Origin of the sequence: Streptomyces sp. NPDC047072 (assembly GCF_040643855.1) — a bacterium.
Taxonomy (GTDB): Bacteria; Actinomycetota; Actinomycetes; order Streptomycetales; family Streptomycetaceae; genus Streptomyces.
Genome location: NZ_JBEYVC010000002.1, coordinates 147,221 through 161,092, shown reverse-complemented (window position 1 = coordinate 161,092; position 13,872 = coordinate 147,221). Strand labels below are relative to the sequence as shown.

The 13,872-nt window shown below is 68.7% G+C and carries 17 protein-coding genes; 9 read left to right on the top strand and 8 right to left on the bottom strand.

Annotated elements, in window-relative coordinates:
* Window positions 1-30 precede the first annotated feature (30 nt).
* Window positions 31-942: a sulfite exporter TauE/SafE family protein gene (locus ABZ896_RS01730; protein WP_360920207.1), complete on the top strand. Its 912-nt coding sequence runs from the start codon at window positions 31-33 to the stop codon at window positions 940-942.
* 12 nt (window positions 943-954) lie between these two features.
* Here ABZ896_RS01730 and ABZ896_RS01725 read toward each other — a convergent pair whose 3' ends face one another.
* Entirely contained in the window at window positions 955-1,785 is an 831-nt protein-coding gene (locus ABZ896_RS01725) for an intradiol ring-cleavage dioxygenase (protein WP_360920204.1), read from the bottom strand.
* A gap of 220 nt (window positions 1,786-2,005) precedes the next feature.
* Between ABZ896_RS01725 and ABZ896_RS01720 the strand changes: the two genes are divergently transcribed.
* Window positions 2,006-2,656 carry a DUF4360 domain-containing protein gene (locus ABZ896_RS01720; RefSeq protein WP_360920201.1) on the top strand — a complete coding sequence of 217 codons (651 nt, stop codon included), beginning with the start codon at window positions 2,006-2,008 and terminating at the stop codon, window positions 2,654-2,656.
* Between the two features lie 61 nt (window positions 2,657-2,717).
* On the opposite strand, the gene ABZ896_RS01715 is transcribed toward ABZ896_RS01720, so the two are convergent.
* The gene (locus ABZ896_RS01715) at window positions 2,718-3,515 is read right to left on the bottom strand and encodes an intradiol ring-cleavage dioxygenase (protein ID WP_360920198.1); all 798 of its coding nucleotides are present in this window, start codon (window positions 3,513-3,515) and stop codon (window positions 2,718-2,720) included.
* A 157-nt stretch (window positions 3,516-3,672) separates the two neighbouring features.
* On the opposite strand from ABZ896_RS01715, the gene ABZ896_RS01710 reads away from it, so the two are divergent.
* Complete coding sequence (locus ABZ896_RS01710; protein ID WP_360920195.1) at window positions 3,673-3,969, top strand: hypothetical protein; 297 nt, start codon at window positions 3,673-3,675, stop codon at window positions 3,967-3,969.
* Between the two features lie 38 nt (window positions 3,970-4,007).
* Here the strand turns inward: ABZ896_RS01710 and ABZ896_RS01705 are convergent, their stop codons facing one another.
* Window positions 4,008-4,934, bottom strand: coding sequence for a helix-turn-helix domain-containing protein (locus tag ABZ896_RS01705; protein WP_360920192.1), 927 nt, complete (start codon window positions 4,932-4,934; stop codon window positions 4,008-4,010).
* 248 nt (window positions 4,935-5,182) lie between these two features.
* Complete coding sequence (locus ABZ896_RS01700) at window positions 5,183-5,743, bottom strand: TetR/AcrR family transcriptional regulator (RefSeq protein WP_360920188.1); 561 nt, start codon at window positions 5,741-5,743, stop codon at window positions 5,183-5,185.
* A gap of 89 nt (window positions 5,744-5,832) precedes the next feature.
* Between ABZ896_RS01700 and ABZ896_RS01695 the strand changes: the two genes are divergently transcribed.
* The 3 genes from ABZ896_RS01695 (at window position 5,833) to ABZ896_RS01685 (ending at window position 8,432) form a co-directional block, all read left to right on the top strand.
* Window positions 5,833-7,230, top strand: coding sequence for an MDR family MFS transporter (locus ABZ896_RS01695; RefSeq protein ID WP_360920185.1), 1,398 nt, complete (start codon window positions 5,833-5,835; stop codon window positions 7,228-7,230).
* A gap of 196 nt (window positions 7,231-7,426) precedes the next feature.
* Window positions 7,427-7,618 carry a hypothetical protein gene (locus ABZ896_RS01690; protein WP_360920182.1) on the top strand — a complete coding sequence of 64 codons (192 nt, stop codon included), beginning with the start codon at window positions 7,427-7,429 and terminating at the stop codon, window positions 7,616-7,618.
* A 28-nt stretch (window positions 7,619-7,646) separates the two neighbouring features.
* Window positions 7,647-8,432, top strand: coding sequence for a class I SAM-dependent methyltransferase (locus tag ABZ896_RS01685; RefSeq protein WP_360920179.1), 786 nt, complete (start codon window positions 7,647-7,649; stop codon window positions 8,430-8,432).
* Window positions 8,433-8,462: 30 nt separating this feature from the next.
* On the opposite strand, the gene ABZ896_RS01680 is transcribed toward ABZ896_RS01685, so the two are convergent.
* Genes ABZ896_RS01680 through ABZ896_RS01670 form a run of 3 tightly spaced genes read right to left on the bottom strand, consistent with a single transcriptional unit; the run spans window position 8,463 to window position 10,076 of the window.
* The gene (locus ABZ896_RS01680; protein ID WP_360920177.1) at window positions 8,463-9,059 is read right to left on the bottom strand and encodes a hypothetical protein; all 597 of its coding nucleotides are present in this window, start codon (window positions 9,057-9,059) and stop codon (window positions 8,463-8,465) included.
* A gap of 52 nt (window positions 9,060-9,111) precedes the next feature.
* The gene (locus ABZ896_RS01675) at window positions 9,112-9,294 is read right to left on the bottom strand and encodes a DUF397 domain-containing protein (protein ID WP_360920174.1); all 183 of its coding nucleotides are present in this window, start codon (window positions 9,292-9,294) and stop codon (window positions 9,112-9,114) included.
* Entirely contained in the window at window positions 9,291-10,076 is a 786-nt protein-coding gene (locus ABZ896_RS01670; protein WP_360920171.1) for a helix-turn-helix transcriptional regulator, read from the bottom strand. Before ABZ896_RS01670 ends, ABZ896_RS01675 begins: the two co-directional genes overlap by 4 nt.
* Before the next feature lie 169 nt (window positions 10,077-10,245).
* Here ABZ896_RS01670 and ABZ896_RS01665 point away from each other — a divergent pair, with 169 nt between their 5' ends.
* Window positions 10,246-10,746, top strand: a complete 501-nt coding sequence (locus ABZ896_RS01665) for an ATP-binding protein (protein ID WP_360920168.1) — start codon at window positions 10,246-10,248, stop codon at window positions 10,744-10,746.
* On the opposite strand, the gene ABZ896_RS01660 is transcribed toward ABZ896_RS01665, so the two are convergent.
* A complete protein-coding gene (locus tag ABZ896_RS01660; RefSeq protein ID WP_360920165.1) occupies window positions 10,715-11,419 on the bottom strand; it encodes an alpha/beta hydrolase in 705 nt (234 codons plus the stop codon). The two genes, ABZ896_RS01665 and ABZ896_RS01660, sit on opposite strands and share 32 nt — an antisense overlap.
* A gap of 87 nt (window positions 11,420-11,506) precedes the next feature.
* Here ABZ896_RS01660 and ABZ896_RS01655 point away from each other — a divergent pair, with 87 nt between their 5' ends.
* Together ABZ896_RS01655 and ABZ896_RS01650 are read left to right on the top strand one after the other, a co-directional pair.
* Window positions 11,507-12,793: a DUF3500 domain-containing protein gene (locus ABZ896_RS01655; protein ID WP_360920161.1), complete on the top strand. Its 1,287-nt coding sequence runs from the start codon at window positions 11,507-11,509 to the stop codon at window positions 12,791-12,793.
* A gap of 92 nt (window positions 12,794-12,885) precedes the next feature.
* Window positions 12,886-13,842 carry an arabinan endo-1,5-alpha-L-arabinosidase gene (locus ABZ896_RS01650; RefSeq protein ID WP_360920158.1) on the top strand — a complete coding sequence of 319 codons (957 nt, stop codon included), beginning with the start codon at window positions 12,886-12,888 and terminating at the stop codon, window positions 13,840-13,842.
* The last annotated feature ends 30 nt before the right edge of the window (window positions 13,843-13,872 follow it).

Genomic DNA, 13,872 nt, shown 5'->3' with positions numbered 1-13,872 from the left:
AGGAATCCTCGGGAAGAAGGGACCGACCGCATGCGCACGCTGATCCTGCTCGCCCTCGCGGGGCTGGGGGCCCAGCTCGTGGACGGCAGCCTCGGCATGGCCTACGGCGTGACCTCCACCACGCTGCTGCTGGCGATGGGCACCAGCCCGGCCGCCGCCTCGGCCACCGTCCACCTCGCCGAGATCGGCACCACGCTGATGTCCGGCGCCTCGCACTGGCGCTTCGGCAACGTCGACTGGAAGGTCGTCGCGAGGATCGGCGTCCCGGGAGCGGTCGGCTCCTTCCTCGGCGCCACGGTCCTGTCGCGGCTGTCCACCGACCTCGCGGCGCCGGTGATGTCCCTGATCCTGCTGGGCCTCGGCCTCTACGTGATGTCCCGCTTCACCTTCAAGGGCCTGCCGAAGGACCGCCTCGGGCAGCCGCTGCGTCGGCGCTTCCTCACCCCGCTCGGCCTGGTCGCCGGCTTCCTCGACGCGACCGGGGGCGGCGGCTGGGGCCCGGTCGGCACGCCCGCGCTGCTGGCGAGCGGCCGGATGGAGCCGCGCAAGGTGATCGGCTCGATCGACACCAGCGAGTTCCTGGTCGCGGTCGCGGCGAGCCTCGGCTTCCTCTTCTCGCTGGGCTCGCAGGGGCTGAAGTGGCCGTGGGTACTGGCCTTCCTGCTCGGCGGCCTGGTCGCGGCCCCGGTCGCCGCCTGGCTGGTCCGTCTGCTCCCGCCGCGCGTCCTGGGCTCGGCGGTCGGCGGGATCATCGTCGTCACCAACGTCCGGACGCTGCTCAAGAGCGACTGGCTGGGCGCGTCCGGTGCGTTGAGCAGCTTCGTCTACGTCGTCCTGTACGCACTGTGGGCCGCCGCCCTGGCGTACTCGGTCCGGGCCCATGTCAGGGAACAGGCCGGGACCGAGCACACCGAGGAGCGGCAGCCGGTCAGTGCCCGGTGAACGGGCCGGGTATCAGGCGGAGTTGACGCCGACGGTCAGGGTCGCCGCGTAGCCGTCGGAGACACTGGAGCCGAGCGCGGTCAGGGTGAGCAGGCCCGAGGACGCGCCGCCGTCGTCGTAGATCGAGTCGTCCGCCAGGGCGGTCTCCTTCGTGGTGTTCGCGGAGTACGGCGAGGTCGCCTGGACCTCCGTGTTGATGTCCGGGTCGAAGAAGAGCTGCCCGGTGTGGATGATGTCGCCGCCGGTGTACGAGTCGTCGGTGAGCGTCACGTCCGTGTGCACTCGCATATGGACGTGGACGGCCCGCGAGACGTAGTGGCCGGGCCAGATGGACGTGATGCTGCACTGGCCGTTCGAGTCGGTCATCTGGCCGCCGCGCAGGAAGGTGCCGTTGTCCTCCTCCGTGTGGCCGTTGCCGCCGACGAAGCCCGAGTACTCGCCGAGCGCGTCGCAGTGCCAGATCTCCACGAGGGCGTCCGCGAGCGGCTCGCAGTCGTTGGCCTGGTCGACGACCGTGAACGTGTACTGGACCTCGAATCCCTCCTTGTCCTCCCTGATGTCCTCCCGGACCAGGGCGCCGTCGAGCGAGTACGGACCCTCGGTGACCTCGGCGTTCAGGGTGCAGATGCCCGAGGACGCGGTCGAGGTGGCCGCGTCGGCCGCCGTGGTCGACCCGGTGGTCGTGGTGGTGGTGTCGGCCGAGGCGATGCCGGCGATGGCCAGCCCGCCCGCCGCGGCGACGGCTCCGCCACCGATCAGGACGCGGCGCCGCTTGACGCTGGTGTCCAACCGGTGCTTGCCGCCGGTGATGTTGTCGCTGTCGTGCTCCGTGTTTCCCGTCATGTGGAGGAAGTTAGGAGCCGAGCTGAAGAATTCCTTGACTTGCGGCTGTGAACGACCTGGGGATGCAACGCCCAACTGGCGCTGTTTACACGTGAGTTAGGACATCACGCGGATTGGCTTGAGTTCGCTCTGGTGGCGCTACGGCCCGCTCCCTACGATTCCCTCGCCGCGGTGCTTCACAGAAACCACACAGGTTCTCCATGCAGAGGAGAGACCCCCCATGGCAAGTGGACTGCTCCTGGGCGGCGCCGTCGCCGCCCTCCTGACCGCGGCGGTGCCCGCGCACAACCCGTCGGGCGGGTTCGTCGACCCGCCCCCGGACAAGATCGTCATCAACATCGCCACGGTCAACGGCTCCGGCTGCCCGCAGGGCACCGCGGCCGTCGCCGTCTCCGAGGACAACACCGCCTTCACGGTGACCTACAGCGAGTACCTCGCCCAGGTCGGCGGCAACTCGGACCCCACGGCGTTCCGCAAGAACTGCCAGCTCAACCTGATCGTCCATGTCCCGCAGGGCTTCACCTACGCCATCGCCAGCGCGGACTACCGGGGCTTCGCCTCGCTCCAGGCCGGGGCGAGCGGCGTCCAGAGAGCCTCGTACTACTTCCAGGGCTCGTCGCAGACGGCGGCCAAGACGCACACCTTCCCGGGCGCCTACAACGACAACTGGCAGGCGACCGACACCACGGACTGGGCCCAACTGGTGTGGGCGCCCTGTGGAGTTCAGCGCAACTTCAACATCAACACGGAGGTCCGGGTGAACGCCGGGACCTCCTCGCCGTCCAAGGTCAGCTTCATGACGATGGACTCGACCGACGGCGACATCAGCACGGTGTACCACATGGCGTGGAAGGAGTGCCCCGCCAAGTGACGTACTGAGAACGGGAGTTGCCCGCCGCCTTCCGGGCGGCGGGCAACTGCTGTCCGCTACGTCAGCGTTCGACGCCGAGGGTGAGGGTGCCGGTGTAGCCGGCGGTGGGGGAACTGCCCAGCGCGGTCAGGGTCAGGAGGCCGGACGCGGCGCCTCCGTCGTCGTAGATCGAGTCCTGGGCGAGGGTGGTGCGGGTGACCGTGTTGGCCGAGTACGGCGAGAGCGCGCCGACCTTGGCGGTGACCGTCTCGTCGAAGAAGAGCTGGCCGGTGTGGAGTTCGGTGCCGCCGGTGAAGGAGCCGTCGGAGGTGAGCGTGACGTTCACGTGCACCTTGACGTGGATGTGCACACAGCGGCCGCGGTACCAGCCGGGGTAGACCGTGGTGATGTTGGCGACGCCGCTGGAGTTGGTGAGCACACCGCCGCGCAGGAAGGTGCCGCTGTCCGGCTCGCTGTGGCCGTTGTTGCCGACGTAGCCGGAGTACTCGCCGAGCGCGTCGCAGTGCCAGATCTCGACGAGGGCGTTGCTGATGGTGGCGCAGGTGTCGTCGTCGACGACGGTGAGGGCGAGCTTGAGCGGGAAGCCGGTCTTGCCCTCGGTGATGTCGGCGCGGACGTACTGGCCGTCGAGGTAGTAGGGGCCCTCGGTCATCTCCTTCGTGAGGGTGCAGACCGCGGCGGCGGCGACAGGAGCCGTGTCCGCGGTCTCGGTGGTGGGGGTCGTGGAGCTCTCGGACACCGCGACACCTACGGCCAGGGTCGCGGCGGTCGCTCCGGTGGCGACCAGGACGGTCCGCCGGGCGATCGAGTCTCTTGTGGGGGTCTCTTCGATCGGGTCTGTCATGGGGGTGTCTGTCATGAACACGGCACCGTAGGAACGCTTGCTGTCGGCGGGCTGTGATTTCGGCAAAGTGAGGAAGCGTCAAGTTTCTTGTGCGTCAGGTTGGCGTGCCGTGACGGGGGAGGCGGGTTTCGGCGGGCTACCGTATCGGGGCGTATGTCCACAAGGAGGGCAAATGGGTCTCACTGTACGGGTAGAACGTCGTATCGCCGCGGACTTCCCGGGGCGGGACGGCCAGGTGGTGGGGGACCTCCTCACCGAACTCGTCAACCATCTGACCGACCGGGGCGACCAGGAGGACAAGGAGAGAATCGCCGCGGCCACGCTGCTGTGCGGACAGGGACGGGTGGACCGGATCCTCGACGCGGTGCAATTGGCCAAGGAGGACCTGGGAGACGTGCTGGTGGGGGCGGGGTTGGAGGGGGCGGGGTGGCGAGAACGCCTGGAGAGGGAGCTGGGGTCACCGTCGTGAGGGGCGCTGTCGGGAGGGTCGGATAGGGCCCCGTCGGCTCAGCTGTCCCCCCGCCTCCGGCGTAGATCGCTGACCGTCTCCCCGAACTCGCGTCTCAGTGCTCTGCCCAGGTGTTTCGTGTCGAGGATTCCCCATCTCGCCGCGATCGCCGCCGTGGAGCGGTTGCTGAAGGCGGGGTCGAGCAGGTCACGCCGAATCCGTCGGAGGCGTTCGTGGCGGAGCCAGGCCGTGAAGGTCAGGTCGGCGCCCTGGAAGAGCGCGTGGAGATGGCGGAGCGAGATGCGGTGGTGCCGGGCCACCCGTTCCGCGGTGAGGAGGGGGTCGTCGAGGTGCGCCAGGACATGGACGCGGATCCGGTCGGCCAGGTCGCTGGCGACGGGGGCCCGTTCGGGGGCGGTGTCGGCGAACGCGGCGAGCAGCAGCGCGGTGAGCGCGTCGGCCACGTACGCCCGCACCACCGCCTGCCCGGGGAGATCCCCGTTCACCTCGGTCAGCGCGTAACCGAGGAGCCTGCCGATACCGTCCTGAGCGGACAGGGGTAGTGCCGTACGACGGCCTATGGCGTCCGCCTGCTTGCCGAGGCTCGCGCGCGGGACGCAGAGTACGGTCATGTCACTGGGGGCGGTGCCGATGATCCGGTACGGCCGGGTGTTGTCGCAGGCGAAGAGTTCCCCCGGCTTCAGCGCGGCGACCCGGTCGTCCTGGGCGACCGCGACCGGCCCGCCGTGGAGCAGGGTGAGGTGCATCAACTCCACGTCGGTGGAGGTGATGTGGTGCCGGTCCCGTATCACCGTCGCGGGCGTGGCCCGGATGCGCGCCACCACCACCGGCCCGAGCACCGTGTGCTCCACCACCGCCTCGAACGCCGCCGACCCGGAATCCGCCACCCGCAACGGGGCGAACAGGGACCCCACCGCCGACTCGAACTCCGCTCCGCTCAAGCGGGAACCCTTGCTGTCCGCCATGGCCGCACCCCCAGCACGGGCACCCTACTGCGGAGTTGTGCACGAACTGGGGAGTCATCGTGCGCGTAATGGTGCCGTCGGGTCGCGGACCACGTCTACGGTCGTCGTTCGGGGCACGCGTGCGGATGACGGCGGCGGCGAGGCGTAACGGGGGAACGCCCCGCGCGCTTCGTCCCGCGCGTGGCCGCGGTCGGGGTCGGTCACCTTTCGGGTCACCGGCCCCGATCCGTCTTCCCGGGCTGTGCCGGTCAGCGCAGCAGCGGCAGGAAGAGGCTGTCGACGATCTCCTCCAGGACGTCGTCCGGCGCGGGCGCGAACGTCGTCAGGATCTCGTGGCGCAGCAGGTCGAAGGGGAGCGACCTGACGCGTTCGGTGAGGCGCTCCGGTCTGATCTCACCGCGCTCGACGGCACGGTCGTAGAGGATGTCGGCACTCGACGCGCGGCCGGGCGCGAGGAGGTCGCCGGGGGGTGTGCCGGTCTCCTGGTAGTAGGCGGCCAGCTGCACGTTCATGACGGTGACCAGCTGGACGCGCGAGGCGTTGATCGCCCGCATCACGCCGAGGACGTCCTCGCGCAGGCTCCCCGTGTCCGGGACCTCGACCCGCGACCGCTCCAGCACGTGGGTGATGGTCGCCCGGACCAGTGCGTCGCGGTCGGACCAGCGGCGGTAGAGCACCGGCGGGCTGGTGCCGGCGCGCTTGCCGACGGCGTCCATCGTGAACCTCGCGTAGCCGTGCGCGGTGAGTTCCTCCCAGGCCGCGTCCAGGAGTGCCTTCTCCAGTGCCGGTCCACGGCGCCGCTCGGGCATCCGCACCTCCATTAGAAAGACTTGCCTATCTTATTCGAGCGCCCTACAGTGCCGTCCGTAAGATACGACTCTATATCTTAAGGCTGCTCATGAGCACTCCACCCGGGACGGCGTCCGCGCCCCCGCAGCACACCGACCGCGTCGACCCCGCGGTCTGGCGCCTGGCGTTCACCGTCATCGTCGGCGCCCTGGCCGTCGTCTTCGACACCACGATCGTCACGGTCGCCCTCGACGACCTGGCCCGGGAACTGGGCGCCTCGCTGGCCACGATCCAGTGGGTCAGCACCGCCTACCTGCTGGCCGTTTTCGTCACCATCCCGCTCGCCGGCTGGGCCCAGTCCCGGCTCGGCGGCAAACGCCTGTGGATCACCGCGCTGGCGGTCTTCCTGCTGGGCTCGGTCCTCTGCGCGTCGGCCTGGAACGCCCCGAGCCTGATCGCGTTCCGTGTCGTCCAGGGCATCGGCGGCGGCATCATGATGCCGCTGATGGCCACGCTGGTGATCCAGGCCGCGAAGGGCCGCAACATCGGCAAGGTCATGGCCACGGTCACCCTGCCCACCGCGCTCGGCCCGATCCTCGGCCCGGTCCTGGGCGGAGTGATCCTGAGCGTGGCGGACTGGCGCTGGATCTTCCTGGTCAACATCCCCTTCTGCGCCGTGGGCGCGTTCCTGGCCCGGCGCAACCTCCCCGACGACCGCCCCGCCAAGGACGCCCCCCGCACCCGCCTCGACCTCATCGGCCTGCTCCTCCTCTCCCCGGGCGTCGCGGCGGTCATCTACGGCCTGTCCCGTGTCGTAGGCAGTGAGGGCTTCGCGAGCGCGGAGGTACTGGTGCCGCTGCTGGCCGGCCTGGCCCTGATCGGAGCCTTCGCGGCCCGCTCCCTCTCACGCGCCGGTGCGCTGGTGAACCTCCGCCTCTTCCGTCACCACGCGCTGTCCTCCTCGGCTGCGCTGACCTTCCTGGCCGGCATGAGCCTCTACGGCGCGATGCTGCTGCTCCCGCTGTACTGGCAGCGGGTACGGGGCGAGGACGCGCTCGGCGCGGGCCTGCTCCTCATCCCTCAGGGCATCGGAGCGCTGCTGGCCCGCACGCGGGCGGGCGACTACACGGACCGCTTCGGCCCCCGCGTGGTCGCCCTGACCGGCCTCCTCCTCGTCACGGCGTCGACACTCCCTTTCGCGTACGCCGACGCCACCACGAGCAAGCCCCTGCTGATGGCGGCGCTGCTGTTCCGAGGCATCGGCATGGGCGCCACGATGATCCCCCTCAACGGCGCCGCCTTCTTCGGCCTCACCCACGAACAAATCCCCGACGCCGGCATCGTCACAAGAATCGCCCAACAAATCGGCGGCTCGGTCGGCACGGCGGCCCTGGCGATCACCCTCCAACACGCGGGCTTCACCACGGCGTTCTGGTGGGCAACGGCGTTCACGGCGGTGGCGGTACCGTTCTGCCTGCTCCTGCCGGGGCGGCCTGACGGCAAGTGAGCGGGCTTTGTTGTTCGCCTGATCGGTAATTCCAGAAATCCCCGGTGGCCTGCCGGGGCTCGGGACAACAACCGGGCAATGGGAGCGGTGACGTCTACACGCGCCCCTGTGTGGAGGGCAACTCTTTCCAGCGAATGAGGCTACCGGCCTGTATCTGAACTGGACCACGAGCAAGCCCCGCGCGCAGCGGCCCCTCATGCCGAATGAGCCCGACCGCCTCAAGCAGGTCTGGCAGGCGATCGGTACGAGCTGGCAGAAGGTTCAGTTCATGGACCCCGACGACGGTCTCGGAGCTCACCTGTGTCTGGGTGACTACGGCAACGGCGGCGTCTACTCTTCCACCTGTGACGCCACCAACGGGGTTCAGCAATGGAAGCTGGGATTCTGACGATGTGAACCGGCGGTGGACTCGGTCCATGCCGGAGGCTTATGAGCGGCATCTGGTGCCGGTTTTCTTCCGGCCGTTCGCCGATGATCTGGCCGACAGGGCGGCGGGGCTTCGGCCGCGGCGGGTTCTGGAACTGGCCGCTGGGACCGGGGCGTTCACCTCGGCCCTGCTGGACGCTGTGCCCGGGGTTTCCGTGGTGGCCAGTGATCTCAACGAGGCGATGGTGGTCGCCGGTGCGGCGCGGGAGCCTCGGGCCGAATGGCGACAGGCCGACGCTCAGGAACTGCCCTTCGAGGACGGCGGCTTCGATCTTGTTGTCTGCCAGTTCGGGGTGATGTTCTTTCCCGACCGTCCTGCGGCCTATGCCGAGGTGCGGAGAGTGCTGGCGCCGGGTGGTCGGTTCCTGTTCAGCAGTTGGGGGTCTTTGGCGTCACACGGATTCGGAGCCGCTTTCCAGGACGCCCTGGAGCAGGTGATGGGTACGGAGACGCCGACGTTCCTGAAGGACGTACCCCATGGATACGCCGATCCGGAGGCCGTCGCCGCGGATCTCGCGGCCGGCGGAATGGAGCTGGCCGCTGCCGAAGAGGTCACGCTGGAGGGAACCGCTGATTCGGCGGCCTCCGTCGCCATCGGGTTTCTGACGGGGACGCCGGTGAGCGCCGCCGTGCAGGGGCGTGAAGATGCGCAGGCCATTCAAGACGCTGTTATGCGAGGGATGACGGATCGGCTTGGGGGCGGGGCCGTTACGGCGTCCATGAGTGCGACGATTTATTCCGCGTACCGTCGGAATGCCGTGGGGAGAGGCGCCTGAACCGCGCCTCTCCCCAGGGACCGGGCTGCGTCAGAAACCCGACTTCCACTTCTGGTTGCCGCCGCCGTTCGGGGGGTTGAGGCCGACGGCCCCGGCTGCGGTGCTGTCCAGGGCGGTCCCTACCGCCGTGTTGCGGAGTTCGACCTTGTCCCAGCCCTCGCCGATGCCGACCCAGTGCTGGCCGGTGATCGCCCCGGAATCCAGGTCGCCCATGCATTTACCGGCAATGGTGGTCCGGCTGTTGAAGATGTCGTAGAACAGGCACAGTCCGAAGGACTGGTTCTTGATCTGCACGGTGTCGCCGCTGTCGATGTGGCCGGAGTAGACCAGGGACCACGTCTGGGAGGGATCTCCCGGGCTCCCGCAGGGCTCTGTCCTCACCAGGATTTTGAAGTTCGGATCGGCCGTCAGGCAGCGGCCGGTTTCCCAGTTGCGCAGGAAGTCTGTTTTGATCACGTCGCCCGGCTGCAATTGGGAGTCGGAACCGGTGTTGACGAGCGAATCCGAACCGCTGTCGATGAACGTAAGCCCCACGGACACGCCGAGGGCGAGCGCGGCGATCCATGCTCGGTGAGCGAAACGCCCTAAGATCCGGCGCCGCAGTGTCTGATCTTCCGTGTGTGTCATGCCGAGGATTCAAGCACCCACCGAATGCCGAATAGTTGCTTCGGACTTGTCGTCACTTCCTGACGTGCGTGAGGAAGTTCGTCCAGGGGGTGGGGGAGAGGGTGAGGTGGGGGCTCTGTTGTTTTTTTGAGTCGCGGATGTGGATGGTGGTGGGGGTGTGGGCGACCTCTACGCAGTCGCCGTCTCCGCTGCTGCTGTAGCTCGACTTGAACCAGCGCAGTTCGTCGGTGCTCATAGGTCTCCTCGCATCCGTTCCAACAGGCTCACGGAGTCTTCGAACGGGAGAGCCTGCGAACGCATTCTGGCATACCGCTGCTGGAGCACGCTGATCTCTTTCGGGTCGCTGTCGAACAACCCGCCCCGCTGACCCTCGTTGTAGGCGAACCACTGGGTCTCGGGCGTCTCCAGCAGTTGCATGGGGCCCGCCAGACCGGCGTGCGCTCCGCGGGACAGCGGCATGATCTGGATCTCGATGTTCCGCAACTCCCCGATCTCCAGCAGGTGTTCGATGAGCGCCCGCGCCACGTCCGTCCCGCCTGTGCGGCGCAGAAGCAGGTGCTCCTCCAGGATGAAGCTGAACGCCGTGTTCGGGCGCTCCCGCAGCAGCTTCTGGCGTTCGGCACGGGCGGACCAGCGCTCCTCGATCTGCTCGTCGTCCAGCGGCGGCAACTGACCGGCGAACAGCGCCCGTGCGTAGCCCTCCGTCTGCAACAACCCCGGCACCATCCGGCATTCGTACGTGTACAGCGCGATCGCCGACGCCTCCAACCCCGCCCACCGCCGGAACCACGCCGCCAACCCCGGCTGTCGCCCCAGCTTCGGCAATGCCTTCCGCAACGCGCCCGTGTTGCCCAGTGCCTCCTCCGCCCGTTCCACGAACGCCAGGTCCGGCATCCTTCGGCCCAACTCCACCGACGCCACCGTATGTTTGGAGAACCGCACCAGGTCGGCGAACTCCTCCCTGTTCAGTCCCGCATGCTCCCGCAGCGCCTGCAACACCGCCCCGAACGTCCGCATACTGTCCGACGACTCCGGCTCACCGCCACCATCGACCACAGTCGGTCACCTCCCGCGCTCATGGTCACGGAACGTGATACGTACTGTCCAGCCCGTCACCGCGTACGCCCGTGCAGCGTACGCGGCGCCGACCTGGTGAAGGGGGGTGCCGGGGCGCCAGATTGGGCGCATGACTGCACCTCCCCCACGCCAACTCCCGGTCACCGTACGTACGTTCACCCAGCGCCTCAGCCCCACCCCGCGCGGCGCCCGTCTCGCCCGTCACCTCGCCGTGAACCAGCTGCACGACTGGGGTGTCCCGCACGGCAGCGAGGCGTCCGGCCGGGTCGCCGTGATCGTCGCCGAACTCGCCGCCAACGCCGTCACCCACGGCCGGGTCCCGGGACGGGACTTCGAGCTGCGGCTCGCGCTCGTCGTCGGCAGCGTGCGGGTCGAGGTGAGCGACACCGTGAGCCGCGTGGGAGAGGGGCCCTCCATCGTCGTACGACATCCTCGGGCCCTGGACGACGGCGGGCGCGGGCTGGTTCTCGTCGACGCGGTCGCCGACCGGTGGGAGGTGCTGGACCGGGAGCCGCCGCCGGGGAAGACCGTGCGGGCCGAGGTCGATCTGCCGGGGTGGCTGTCGTTGGTCGCGGCGGTCAGTCCCAGAAGTCGCGCAGTGCGGAATTGACGGCGGCGGGCTGCTGGGTGTGCGGGTAGTACCCGGGGACCCGGAGCAGGTGGGCGCCCAGAGAGGCCGTGACGGACTCGGCCACCACCATCAGGGGGCGCCCCACGTGCTCGCGGTACGCGGTCGGCGCGTCCCGCCAGTCCCCGCAGATCACCAGCGTCGGCACGGCGGCCTCGCGGATCGGGGACAGGGGGGTCTCCGCCTCCCAGATCGGGCGTTCCCGCATGGACGTCGTGACCGCTCGGAGACGGCGCGGGGTGGGGGCGGGCATGCGCATGCCGAGGCCCTCGGTGGACGCGCGCAGGTACTGCTCGGGGCTTGTCTCCTCGGGGGGGTCAATCGCGCGGACGCGGGCCAGGAGGTCGGCGACCAGCGGGTGGTCCGCGGCCGCGGTGAACGCGGAGGGCTGGATCAGGGCCAGGGAGCGGACCAGGTCGGGGCGGCGGGCGGCGGCGATGAGCGCGGCGACGGCTCCGTTTCCATGGCCGACCACATGGGCCCCACCAGGCCCGAGAAGGCGTACGACGTCCTCCGCGTCCGTCTCGACATCGCTGCGCTCCGTGTCGGGGCTGTCGCCGTAACCCCGGCAGTCCATCAGGAGCAGCGGGCGGCCGTCCGCCAGCGGGCGTTGCGCGGCGAAGCCGTACTCCCAACCGGGTCCCCGTCGTCCCACACGGTCACGTGCACGTCCGTCACCACGAACCCCCGTTCACAGGTTTCTGCCAGAGACGCTTCAGGTACGCCATGGATTCTCCTTCCCATGACTGGACACCGACCCCGCACCCCCGAAGCCGAACGCAGCCGCCGCTGGTTCATGAACAAGGCGCTGCTCGCCGGCGGTGTCGCCGCGATGGCGACGATGACCGGATGCTCGTCCGGTTCCGACTCCACCAGCGCTACGGCCAGTTCCAGCGCGGCCCCCAACGGCATGCCCTCCGGAGGACCCGGCGGAGGCGGAGGCGGCGGTGGCATGGGCCCCGGCGCCAGCGAGGTGAAGTACGCCGACTTCAAGGGACTCACCACCGACGGCACGATCGTCGACGACCTCTACTCCGTCCACTCCACCGACGTCTCCACCGACAAGGTCGTCAAGGCCGCCCAGGCCTTCCTCGACGGGCTGACGACCGCGGAGCGCAAGGCCTCCGTCTTCGACGTGGACGACGACGAGTGGCTGAAGTGGAGCAACGTCGACGGGTACGAGCGGCAGGGCGCGAGGATGGGCGACCTGACCGAGAAGCAGCGGAACCTGGGCTACGCCCTCCTCGGCGCCGCGCTCTCCGCGGACGGCCTCACCCAGTCCCGCAACATCATGAAGCTCAACGGCTATCTCGGCGAGTACAGCGGCGGCGGCAAGGAGACCCTCACCGAGGGCGCGTACTTCTTCACCTTCATGGGGACCCCGTCGACCTCCCAGCCCTGGGGGTTCCAGTACGAGGGCCACCACCTGGCCATCAACTACTTCGTCCTCGGCGACCAGGTCGTCATGACCCCCACCTTCATGGGCTCCGAGCCGACCTCCGCCACCTACAACGGCGAGAAGATCACCCTCTTCCGGACGGAGACGAAGGCCGGACTGACCCTGCTGCGGTCCCTCACCGCGGCCCAGCGCAAGAAGGTCGTCTCCACCGAGACCAAGGCAGGGGACAACTTCAAGGCCGGCGCCGGTCAGGACAACGCCCAGATCGCCTACCAGGGCCTGGCCGCGAAGGGCTGGACGGAGGCTCAGCGGAACAATCTCCTCGACCTGGTCCGCGTGTACGTCGGCAACCTCGACGACGGCCACGCCGAGGTGAAGATGACGGAGGTCGAGGACCACCTCGACGAGACGTACTTCTACTGGATCGGGGAGACCGACGACGACTCGGCCTTCTACTACCGCGTGCACAGCCCGGTCGTACTGATCGAGTACGACGCCCAGTCCCCGATCGCCTACGAGACCCAGAACCGCAACCCCAGCCAGCACCACATCCACACCATCATCCGCACCCCCAACGGCGGCGACTACGGCGTGGACCTCCTCAAACTGCACTTGGCGCACGACCACTGAGTCGCGGGTGGGGCTGCGCGGACCATTGACGCGCAAGGTGTTCGATTCTACGGTCCCGGTTCCCCCCACTCGCTTCTCGAAGGAGCGTCAGCGTGCGCCGCACCTCACTACTGGCGATTCCCGCCGCCGTCCTGCTCGCCCTGATCCCGGGGACGGCATCCGCGTACCCCAACCCCGGGACGGTCACCGGCGACACCGTCATCCACGACCCGACGATGATCCGCACCTCGGCCGGCCGCTACCTGCTCTACGGCACCGGTGGCGGCCTCGGCTACCGCACCTCCACCGACCGCGTCGCGTTCACGGCCGGCAGCGACGCCTTCACCACCAAGCCGGGCTGGTGGTCGTCGTACGCCACCGAGGCCTGGGCGCCCGACATCTCGTACCACGGCGGCAAGTACCTGATGTACTACGCCGTTTCGACCTTCGGCTCCAACAAGTCGGCGATCGGCCTCGCCGGTTCGACGACCGGTCTGCCCGGCTCCTGGACGGACTACGGCGTCGTCTACACCTCCACCACGTCCAGCGACTACAACGCCATCGACCCGAACCTCTTCGTCGACGACGACGGCAAGTGGTGGCTGTCCTTCGGCAGTTGGTGGACCGGCATCAAGATGATCCGGATCGACCCGTCAACCGGCAAACAACTCACGACCAACACCACCCGCTACACCCTGGCATCCCGCCCCACCGGCACCAAGGCGATCGAGGCCCCGTACATCGTCAAACGCAACGGCTACTACTACCTCTTCGCGTCCTACGACACCTGCTGCGCGGGCACGAGCTCGACGTACAAGATCAAGGTAGGCAGGGCGACCAGCATCACGGGCCCCTACTACGACCAGAACGGCACCGCCATGACCAACAACGGCGGCACCCCCGTACTGGAATCCCACGGCCGCTACATAGGCCCAGGCGGCCAGTCCATCATGAACGACGCAGACGGCGACTTGATCGTCTACCACTACTACGACGGAAACGACAACGGCACCCCGAAGCTAGGCATCAACTGGCTGAACTGGTCAACAGGTTGGCCTGTACCCACCTAAAGGGGCGCGGGGAACTGCGCGACCAGCCCC